Source organism: Brevibacterium iodinum ATCC 49514, assembly GCF_900169265.1.
Classification (GTDB): domain Bacteria; phylum Actinomycetota; class Actinomycetes; order Actinomycetales; family Brevibacteriaceae; genus Brevibacterium; species Brevibacterium iodinum.
In genome coordinates this window covers 87,187-97,039 of sequence record NZ_FXYX01000013.1, presented here as the reverse complement: position 1 = coordinate 97,039, position 9,853 = coordinate 87,187, and the positions used below count along the sequence as shown (strand labels likewise).

At 64.8% G+C, this 9,853-nt stretch carries 8 protein-coding genes; 7 read left to right on the top strand and 1 reads right to left on the bottom strand.

Annotated features, from left to right (window positions below):
- Window positions 1-214: 214 nt before the first annotated feature.
- Complete coding sequence (locus tag BI49514_RS10285) at window positions 215-604, top strand: universal stress protein (protein WP_101546446.1); 390 nt, start codon at window positions 215-217, stop codon at window positions 602-604.
- A 30-nt stretch (window positions 605-634) separates the two neighbouring features.
- Here the strand turns inward: BI49514_RS10285 and BI49514_RS10280 are convergent, their stop codons facing one another.
- On the bottom strand, window positions 635-3,715 hold the full coding sequence (locus BI49514_RS10280) for an FAD-binding and (Fe-S)-binding domain-containing protein (protein WP_244195309.1): 3,081 nt from the start codon (window positions 3,713-3,715) through the stop codon (window positions 635-637).
- A gap of 349 nt (window positions 3,716-4,064) precedes the next feature.
- Between BI49514_RS10280 and BI49514_RS16560 the strand changes: the two genes are divergently transcribed.
- From BI49514_RS16560 to BI49514_RS10250, 6 genes are all read left to right on the top strand, one after another.
- Window positions 4,065-4,217, top strand: coding sequence for a hypothetical protein (locus BI49514_RS16560; RefSeq protein WP_167444006.1), 153 nt, complete (start codon window positions 4,065-4,067; stop codon window positions 4,215-4,217).
- Window positions 4,218-4,719: 502 nt separating this feature from the next.
- On the top strand, window positions 4,720-5,685 hold the full coding sequence (locus BI49514_RS10270; RefSeq protein WP_101546444.1) for an inositol monophosphatase family protein: 966 nt from the start codon (window positions 4,720-4,722) through the stop codon (window positions 5,683-5,685).
- 154 nt (window positions 5,686-5,839) lie between these two features.
- The gene (locus BI49514_RS10265) at window positions 5,840-6,829 is read left to right on the top strand and encodes a siderophore ABC transporter substrate-binding protein (RefSeq protein ID WP_101546443.1); all 990 of its coding nucleotides are present in this window, start codon (window positions 5,840-5,842) and stop codon (window positions 6,827-6,829) included.
- Window positions 6,829-7,911: an ABC transporter permease gene (locus BI49514_RS10260; RefSeq protein ID WP_101546442.1), complete on the top strand. Its 1,083-nt coding sequence runs from the start codon at window positions 6,829-6,831 to the stop codon at window positions 7,909-7,911. The genes BI49514_RS10265 and BI49514_RS10260 overlap by 1 nt, the downstream gene beginning before the upstream one ends.
- Window positions 7,908-9,086 carry an iron chelate uptake ABC transporter family permease subunit gene (locus tag BI49514_RS10255; RefSeq protein ID WP_244195310.1) on the top strand — a complete coding sequence of 393 codons (1,179 nt, stop codon included), beginning with the start codon at window positions 7,908-7,910 and terminating at the stop codon, window positions 9,084-9,086. Before BI49514_RS10260 ends, BI49514_RS10255 begins: the two co-directional genes overlap by 4 nt.
- Window positions 9,083-9,838 carry an iron ABC transporter ATP-binding protein gene (locus BI49514_RS10250; protein WP_101546441.1) on the top strand — a complete coding sequence of 252 codons (756 nt, stop codon included), beginning with the start codon at window positions 9,083-9,085 and terminating at the stop codon, window positions 9,836-9,838. The genes BI49514_RS10255 and BI49514_RS10250 overlap by 4 nt, the downstream gene beginning before the upstream one ends.
- The last annotated feature ends 15 nt before the right edge of the window (window positions 9,839-9,853 follow it).

Below are 9,853 nucleotides of genomic sequence, written 5' to 3'. Positions count from 1 at the left end.
GAAGACACCACCAAAAGGGGGTGGGTCACCGCCAGGTTGAGTCACGATCACGGGATGGAGAGGCCAACACCTACTCTGCCAGCCGGTCCCAGACCAGCCACTACCAAGACTCACAGCCGTCAGGTAGCAATTGGGGCAATGGGGGTTGCGGGTTGCTGACCGAAGCGTGATCCCGACGTGAACGAACCAAAGACGAGTCCATATACTGGGGGCCATGACGATTCTCATTGGCTACCTACCCGCTCCCGAGGGTGAGGCTGCTCTGCGTGCGGGCTTCGCAGAGGCCAAACTGCGGTCGAGCGCTGCCGTCGTGATCAACTCACAGCGACGAGGTGCCAGTGGGGCTCCGACCGAGATCGGTGAGGACGAGATCAAGCGGATCGTCGACCTCGGCAAGGAATCGGATGTCGACGTCGAGGTGCTCCAGCCCGATCACGAAGACGATCTGCCCGGCACGCTCAACGACCTCGCCGAGGAATACGAAGCTCAGCTCATCGTCATCGGCCTGCGCAAACGCTCGGCGATCGGGAAGTTCATCCTCGGCTCGCAGGCACAGCGCATCCTCCTCGAAGCCGAGGTCCCGGTGCTGACGGCCAAGGCCTGAAACCTCGCCGAGGCGGCGCTGACCTCGGGATCATCGCCGCGGTTGAAGCCCCCATCCCCAGGCGAGGAGCTCGGCCAACGACACGCCCTCGGCGTCACTGAGATCCGTGATCTGCGTGCGGCACGAATACCCGTCGGCAAGAACGACCTGCAACCGGGCGCCTGCACCTGAACTCGTCGCACGATTCGGCAACACATCCGTTCCGGGCCCTGTCGCACCGGTCGGCGAAGCATCGACTCCTGAACCAGTCCGAGACCCTACGCCGGCGGCCCGTCCCCGGTTGCGAAGTGCCGGCAGCAGGGCCACCTCGGCGACGGCGACCGAGGTTTCGAAATGGCCGTCTTCGACGCCGAAGTTCCCGGCCAGACCGCAGCACCCGCCGAGGAACTCCGTATTCGCTCCTGCCCTGGCCAACAGCTCCTTATCCGCCGCGTTGCCGAAGACCGCCGACTGGTGACAATGCGGCTGCACGAGCGCCTCTATCCCGGACAGGTCCGGCAGTTCGGCGCCGATGCTCAGCAGATGCTGGGCCAGAGTCTGCACTCGGTTGGCCACCCGGTGCGAGGCCTCATCGGCGACGAGTTTGAGCGAATCATCCTTGAGCGTCGCCAAGCACGAAGGCTCGACGCCGATGATCGGCACATCCCCGGTGGCATCGAGAGCCGTGATCGTCTCCGAGAGATTCGCCTTCGCGGCATCGAGCTGACCGGTGGAGATGAGCGGCAGCCCGCAGCACACGGTCTGATCGATCACTCGCACACGCACACCGGCCTGCTCGAGCACGGCGACGGCCGCGGCGAGGATGCGCGGAGCGAAATGGTTCGACCAGGAGTCGGCGAACAGCACGACCTCAGCGTTCGGCCGCAGCGAATCCGAGGCCGGTGACGACGCCTTGGCCGGGGACTCAGCGTTCGAGCGAGACTCGGCGTTCGTACGCGACCGCGGTGGCGCCTCGGCGGTGGTGGCCCACCATTTCGTGAACGTCGTGGACGCGAACTGCGGGATCGAGCGACGAATGTCGACGCCGGCCATCTTCTTCGCCAGGGTCGTCAGCCCCGGCAGCCCCGACACCCGGTTGACGACCGGCGCGAGCGGGGTGATTAGGCGGGCGAGCTGCGGAAGGAACCCGAGCGAATAGTGCTTCATCGGCCGCAGCCGTCCCTGATAGGTCTGGTGCAGGACCTCGGCCTTGTACGTGGACATGTCCGTGCCGGTCGGGCACTCCGTCCCGCAGGCCTTGCACGACAGGCACAGGTCGAGGGCTTCGTGCACCTCGGGGGAGTCCCAGCGAGGCTCGAGCAGATCCCCGGACACCATCTCCTGCAGAACCCGTGCGCGCCCACGTGTGGAATGCCGTTCATCGCGCGTGGCCTGGTAGGACGGGCACATGGTCCCGCCGCTCGCGGCGGAATCCGCTCGGCACTTGCCGACGCCGGTGCACCGGTGCACAGCCGAGGCGAAGCCCGCGGATTCCCCCTCATAGGCCATTGCTAAGGTCCCCGGCAGCTCCTGCCGCAGCGGCAGCTGAGTGAGCCGGAGCGATTCGTTGAGAGCGTCCGGGTCGACGATGACGCCCGGATTGAGCAGATGCTGCGGGTCGAAGAGCGCCTTGACCTTGGAGAACAAATCGAGCGCTGCCGGAGTGTACATGAGGCTGAGCAGTTCGGACCGGGCCCGGCCGTCACCGTGCTCCCCGGACACCGACCCGCCGTGCCGGGCCACGAGCTTCGTGGCCGCGACCATGAAGTCGCGCATCACCTGCGGACCGCTTGGGTCCTCGAGCGGGAAGTCCACGCGCATGTGCAGACAGCCGTCACCGAAGTGCCCATGGGGAATGCCCCACAGCCCGTACTCGGCGAGGAGCTCCATGAGGTCGTGCAGATAATCGCCGAGGTGGTCGACCGGGACCGCGGAATCTTCCCATCCCGCGTGCGCATCGCGCCCGTCCGGGGTCCGCGAGACCAGACCCGCACCGTCGGCGCGGATCGCCCACACCTCGGCGGCGGCCCCCGCGTCGAGGACAGCAGAGTCCAACGACTGCGATTCGGCGATGAGGCGCTGAGTCTCCTGGTTGAGTGCGGATTCGTCCTCACCGGTGAGTTCGACGACGAGCCAGCCCGCGCCCTCGGGAAGTGTCGGGACCGCCTCGGCGCCCTTGGTCTCGATGACCCGATCGAGCATGCGCGAGTCGAGCCCCTCGCAGGCGGCGACGGGGAAGTCGCGCAGCAGCGGCGCATCGTGGGCGGCCGCGACCATGTCCGCGTAGCCGAGCACCACCGCCGAGGTGAAACTCGGCTCCCTGACCAGGCGCATCTTCGCGGCGAGGACGACGCCCCAGGTGCCCTCGGTGCCGGCGAAGGCGCGGCGGACGTCGAATCCGTTCTCCGGCAGGAGGGACTCGAGCCCGTACCCGGAGACCTGGCGGGAGAAGGTGCCGAAGTTCGTGCGGATCGTGCCGAGGTTCTCAGCGACGAGTTCGTGCAGGCGCGGGAAGACCTCCGCGGCGTCCGAGTCATCGAGGGTGACGACAGTGCCGTCGATGAGCATGACCTTGAGCGCGAGGACATTGTCGCCGGTGCGCCCGTAGCCGAGGGCCCGCGGCCCGCAGGCGTTGTTGCCGATCATCCCGCCGATCGTGCAGCGGGTGTGCGTCGACGGATCGGGACCGAAGCGCAAACCATGAGGTTTGGCTTGTTTCTGCAGGTGGGCATGGACGCATCCGGCTTCAACCCAGGCCGATCCTGCATCCGGGTCGAGGTCGAGGACGGCGTTCATATGGAGAGAGAAGTCGAGGACGATTCCGCGACCGATCGCATTGCCGGCGATCGAGGTGCCTGCCCCGCGGCTGGTGATGGGCGCACCGAGGCGACGTGCAATCGCCAGGACGGAGCGCACCTCCTCCTCATCGTGTGGGAAGACCACTGCGGCGGGCACGAGGCGGAACAGAGAGGCGTCCGAGGAATAGGCGGCACGGTCGGTGTCATCGATGCTGAAATCGCGGATGCCTGCTGCACGGAACTCGGCTGCCAGAGTGGAGGGAAGCGTCATCGTGGACCCGTCTGCGTCGACGGTCGCCCGATTCGCACCGGTGAGATGGGCCATAGTCGTCATGTCCGCATTGTGCCACTTGGGTTGCCGAAACAGCGAGACATTCCACCCCTGGTCGGGATCCGCACAGTCATCGCTCAGAGCGGTCGAACGTTATCGATTCGTTATCACTCAAGCTCAGAACGGCTCCCGATTGAATCCTGAGTTCCTTTATCCGGGAATTCTTGGTGTATTGACATATTCGTGGTATCTAATGGGACTACACCAATTCGTGGCAACGGGCCACTACATGAATGCAAGGGAAGAAACCATGTCTCGTCGAGCTCGTGAATTGACAGTCGATCAGGCCGCATTAGTCGGAGCGGTCCGAAAGGTTGCGCGGCAGCGATCGAAAATCAACACCGACTACGTGATGGCGATCCTGCGCGCACGGGAAGAGGGCGCGACTTTCGGTGCGATCGCCGAGGCGGCCGGCACTTCGTCTCAGGCCGTGCAGGAGATCGTGCGCAGGCACGGTCCCGTCAGGCGCAGCGAGCCGAAGGCCGGAGTCTCCGACCCAGCCTGACCCCAGAGAGCACAGGGGCAGAACGACACTTGCCGGTCCCCTCTGTGCTTGAACTTCCCGCGCAGATACCAGGGCGGTGATCCATACTCGAAATGGATCACCGCCCTTGTGCGATTCATGGACGTTTTCTGCCGATTCCGTGACCGAATCTTCGCGGCACCGGAAGCAGGAATTGCACGAACAGAGACAACGGGACTGATGGGCTGAGAATGCCTTCAGGAAAATTCTTCCCTGCGTGCGGAAATCGCTTCACGATTCGACTCTTCGACTGTTTGTGAAATATCAGATGCTGAAGTGCCCTGCCGACAACCTCAGGTGCGTTTCCAGTGCGGTGGAAAGGCCGTGCAATCGGAGTTCCTGACCTCCTGGAGCGGCTTAGATACAAGAAGTACATATTTGCCCGTGTATTGCAGTCTTGTTACACGCGACGCGGATCTGGGCGGTTCCTGGCCGGCGGCGGACACCCGGGCGAGAAGCGGAGAGGGTTGTCTAGAGTGGCCGTATGAACTCCGAGCTCGAATCGCTGCCCGCTGAGATCGTCGACCACTCTCTGATCCGCATCGCCTCCGACCTCTCACTCATGGCCTGGGAGCAGATGGTCGCCTGGAGGCCGCTGCTCGGCGCGAGCCTCGACGCCAGTGTCGTCGACACGAAGACCTCGCCGAACGACCTCGTCACTCGCGCCGACGCGCAGATCGAAGCGCTTGTGCGCGGCTACCTCAACCGAGTCAGGCCCCATGACCTCATGGTCGGCGAAGAGGGTTCGGAAGCCCTCGACCCGGTCGAATTCTTCCCGGCGGACTTCCTGTTCAAACTCCACGCCTTCGATCCGGGGGCCGGTGCACTCAACGAGACCGCTGACGACGGCCCGCGTCTGGAATGGCATGTCGACCCGATCGACGGCACCGTCAACTATGTCCGCAACATCGAACACCACGCGTTCTCCGTCGGAGTCTGCGCGGTCGCAGATGAGGCGGATGCCGGCCTCGGTCTCGGCGACTGGCAGATCGGACTCGTCGCCTCGCCGGGATTGGATGCCACCTGGTTGGCGGCCGCCGGTCGTGGCGCCTTTCGGGTCGACGGGCGCTTGGCCGACCACCGCGAAAACGACTCCGCCATTCCGGCGCGGCGACTGCGCGGGACGCCGGCCGGGCTGTCCGGCAGGCTCCTGGCCACGGGATTCGCCTATGCGCTGAGCAGCCGCGGAGCCCAGCTGGCCAAGCTCGAAGACCTCATGACCGGCTACGACGACATCCGTCGCTGCGGATCGGCGGCGCTCGACCTGTGCATGGTCGCCGAAGGTCGGGTCAACGGCTACGCCGAACGCGGGCTGGGCATCTACGACTACGCCGGTGGGGCAGTCATCGTCGAAGAGGCCGGACTGGGTGTCAGTCGCGGAGGATCCGGCGGGCCGACTGCCGCCGCCGATACTCAGGAAGAGGTCGACCGCCTCATCGCGGCCATCTGATCCGGGGGCCCACCACGCGCGCATCTGCTCTCCCTTCAGATGTGATGCAGATAACGTCATACTTCTTTGACTTTATTTTCAAAGCATAGGCTAAGCTTACTTTCAGTGTGCGCACACGCTTTTCTTATACGTTCATTCCTGAAAGTGGGACCCCATGGTTTCGACTCGCCTTCAACTGAGCGCCCTGGCCGGCGTTGTCGCTCTCACTCTGGCTGGCTGCGGATCGGCAGACTCCGATTCGGCGCAGGCCGATGACTCCGGCTCCACGGTCGAGGTCGAGGACAACAACGGCAAGCAGACCGTCGCCTCCCCGCCGAAGTCGGTCGTGGCCACCGACAACCGCACATTCCAGACCCTCAGCGACTGGGGCATCGAGCTCAAGGGCGGCGCCGTCTCTCTGATGAGCGACGACCTCGACTACGCCCAGGATGATTCCATCCTCGACCTCGGCAGCCACCGCGAACCCGACCTCGAGAAGGTCGTCGAGGCGGGGCCCGATCTCATCGTCAACGGTCAGCGATTCGCCCAGTTCCATGACGACCTGGCCAAGCTGGCCCCCGAAGCAACCGTGCTCGAACTCGATCCCCGCGACGAAGAGGACTTCGACGCCGAGCTGCGCCGTCAGACCGAGGTCCTCGGCGAGGTCTTCGGAAAGCAGGATGAAGGGAAGAAGCTCGTTGACGACTTCGACGCCTCCATCGAACGCGCCAAGGCCGCCTACGACGACAACGACAAGGCCATGGGCCTGATCACCTCGGCCGGCGACATCGGCTATGCCGCACCGTCGGTCGGCCGCACCGTCGGCCCTGTCTTCGACATCCTCGACCTCGACCCGGCCCTCGAGGTCGAAGAAGGCAGCGAAGACCACCAGGGCGACGACATCTCCGTCGAAGCCATCGCGAAGTCGAACCCGGACCTCATGATCGTCCTCGACCGCGACGCCTCCTTCGCCCCTGAAGACCGCGACGAAGGTTCGGCCCCGGCCGCCGAAGTCCTCGAAGACTCCGAAGCACTCAAGGATGTTCCCGCGATCAAGGCTGACAAGATCGTCTACTTCCCCGAGGACACCTATCTCAACGAAGGCATCCAGACCTACACCGAGTTCTTCAACGACTTCGCCGACAAGCTCGAAGCTCAGAAGTGATGACCCTCGCCGAGGCGGCCCGACGTCGGAACGAAGCCCGACGCAACCGGACGGCTGAGTCCCCACAGGGAACGGTCGATCCGTCGCCCAGCGGGACGGCAGTCTCGTCCGCACGCGGGGCCGCCTCGGCGAAGGGATCCCTGTTCGGATGGCCGTTGCTGCTGGGCTTCCTCGGGGTCGCAGGCCTCCTCGCCCTCTCCCTGTTCACCGGCGTCTATGACGTCTTCGGCGGGGACGGCGGGGCGCAGATGTTCCAGATCACGCGGATCCCGCGCACCATCGCCCTCGTCCTCGCCGGAGCTGCGATGGCGATGTGCGGACTCGTCATGCAGCTGCTCACGCAGAACCGCTTCGTCGAACCGACGACGACGGGCACCACCGAATGGGCGGGCCTCGGGCTCATGCTCACCGTCATCATCTACCCCGATGCCTCGATCGCGGCACGCATGGTCGGGGCGATCATCGCCGCGTTCATCGGCACACTCGTCTTCTTCGTCTTCCTCCGGCGCGTCTCGCTGAAGTCCTCGCTCATCGTGCCCATCGTCGGCATCATGCTCGGCGCCGTTGTCGGCGCCGTTTCGACCTTCATCGCGGTGCAGACGGATATGCTGCAGTCGCTGGGCATCTGGTTCGCCGGCAGCTTCACGTCGATCCTGCGCGGCCAGTACGAGACCCTGTGGATCGTCGCGGCCGTCGTCGTCGCCATCTTCATTCTCGCCGACCGCTTCACCGTGGCAGGGCTCGGCAAGGAGATCGCCACCAACGTCGGTCTCAACTACAACCAGATCCTGCTGCTGGGCACCGTGTTCGTGGCGATTGCGACCGGAGTGGTCACCGTCGTCGTCGGCAACCTGCCGTTCCTCGGCCTCATCGTGCCGAACATCGTCTCGCTCATCCGCGGCGACGACCTGCGCTCGAACCTGCCCTGGGTGTGCCTGCTCGGCATCGCGATCGTCACCATCTGCGACCTCATCGGCAGGATCATCGTCATGCCCTTCGAAGTGCCCGTCTCCCTCATTCTCGGTGTCGTGGGGGCGGCCGTGTTCGTCGCCCTGCTGCTGCGCCAGCGGAAGGTCGGATGATCCGCATGCGCGCGAAGGACGAAACCGAGAACCCGGCACACACCGTCACCGAGGCGGCCGACCGGAACGCTGATGCCGGCGCTTCCGGTGCGGGCTCGGAGGCCGCGGACGTACGGGACTGTCAGCCGCCTCGGCGAGGAGCCGAGCGTTCGCGTCATCGGCCGGGACGGCCGTCGCGGAGTTCCGGACCGCTGCCGACGGCGAAGTCCGTGCGCCGGTATTGGACGATGATCATCGTGCTGGCGGTCGCCTCGGCGGGGATCGCGCTGGGCATCCTGGCCTGGGACAATCCGATGCCGATCACCGACCCCGGTTTCTGGCTGATCGCGCAGCTGCGGCTGACGAACCTCGTCGTCATCGCCATGGTCGCACTCTGCCAGTCCTTCGCCACGGTCGCCTTCCAGACCGTGACGAACAACCGCATCATCACACCGCCGATCATGGGATTCGAGTCGCTCTACGTCGCGATCCAGACGTCGGCGATGTACTTCTTCGGGGTCACCGCGATCGTCGAGCTCAAGGGGCTCGTGCCCTTCGTCGTTCAGCTGGGGCTCATGGTCGGTCTGTCGCTGGCACTCTACGGGTGGCTGCTGTCCGGGCGGCACTCGTCGGTGGCGCTCATGCTGCTCATCGGCGTCGTCATCGGCGGGGGACTGGGCTCGGTCGCGACGTTCATGCAGCGGACGCTCACGCCGAGCGAATTCGACATCCTCTCGGCCCGTCTGTTCGGGTCGATCTCGAACTCGGATTCGAGCTACCTGCCGGTCTCCATCCCGCTGTGCCTGTTCGCCTGTCTGGGCCTCTACCTCTGCTCCTCGCGGCTGAACGTGCTGGCGCTGGGCCGGGACATGACGAGCAATCTGGGGCTGAACTTCAAGGGCGAACTGCTCAAGGTCCTCTTCTTCGTCTCCATCCTCATGGCCGTGTCGGTATCGATGATCGGGCCGATGGTCTTCCTCGGGTTCCTCGTCGCGATGCTCGCCTACCAGTTCGCCGACACCTATGACCACAAACGGCTCTTCCCGATGGCGGCGCTCATCGGCTTCGTCGTCCTCGGTGGGGCGTACTTCGTCATGAAGAACATCTTCTACGCGGAAGGCGTCGTGTCGATCATCATCGAGATCGTCGGCGGCGGTGCCTTCCTGCTCGTCATCCTGCGAAAGGGGCGCGTGTGATCACGCTCGAATCGGTCCGCAAGTCCTACAGCGACGACGTGTCGATCGGACCTGTCGACCTGCAGATCCCAGCCGGGGGAGTCACCGCCCTGGTCGGTCCCAACGGTGCCGGAAAGTCGACGCTGCTGACGATGATCGGTCGGCTGCTCGGACTGGATGCGGGGACGATCTCGGTGGCCGGGTACGACGTGAGCTCCACGAAGTCGAAGGATTTAGCGAAGATCGTGTCCATCCTGCGCCAGGAGAACCACTTCATCACTCGGCTGACGATCCGACAGCTCGTCGGCTTCGGACGCTTCCCCCATTCGAAGGGGCGACTGACGGCGGTGGACGAGGAGGTCATCTCGCAGGCGATCGACTTCCTTGAACTCGGCGAGCTGGAGAACCGGTTCATCGACGAACTCTCCGGCGGACAGCGGCAACGGGCCTATGTGGCGATGGTATTGGCCCAGGACACCGACTACGTGCTGCTCGACGAACCGCTGAACAACCTCGACATGAAGCGCTCAGTGCAGATGATGCAGCACCTGCGCCGAGCGGCCGCCGAGATGGGCCGAACCATCGTCATCGTCCTCCACGACATCAACTTCGCCGGCCACTACGCCGACCACATCTGCGCGGTCAAAGACGGAGCGATCGTCGAATTCGGAACACCGGACGAGATCATGACCGGCGAGGTTCTGTCCCGGGTGTTCGACACCCCCGTCGACGTCATCGACGGCCCACGCGGTCCGCTGGCTGTGTACTACTGACGGGTTCGGGCCCAC

Bases quoted from the DNA above. Each gene is read 5' to 3' on its own strand.
- BI49514_RS16560 (WP_167444006.1), top strand. From the start codon at position 4,065: ATGGCGATCCTGCGCGCACGGGAAGAGGGCGCGACTTTCGGTGCGATC.
- BI49514_RS10255 (WP_244195310.1), top strand. From the start codon at position 7,908: ATGATCCGCATGCGCGCGAAGGACGAAACCGAGAACCCGGCACACACC.
- BI49514_RS10265 (WP_101546443.1), top strand. From the start codon at position 5,840: ATGGTTTCGACTCGCCTTCAACTGAGCGCCCTGGCCGGCGTTGTCGCT.
- BI49514_RS10285 (WP_101546446.1), top strand. From the start codon at position 215: ATGACGATTCTCATTGGCTACCTACCCGCTCCCGAGGGTGAGGCTGCT.
- BI49514_RS10280 (WP_244195309.1), bottom strand. From the start codon at position 3,715: ATGACGACTATGGCCCATCTCACCGGTGCGAATCGGGCGACCGTCGAC.
- BI49514_RS10260 (WP_101546442.1), top strand. From the start codon at position 6,829: ATGACCCTCGCCGAGGCGGCCCGACGTCGGAACGAAGCCCGACGCAAC.
- BI49514_RS10270 (WP_101546444.1), top strand. From the start codon at position 4,720: ATGAACTCCGAGCTCGAATCGCTGCCCGCTGAGATCGTCGACCACTCT.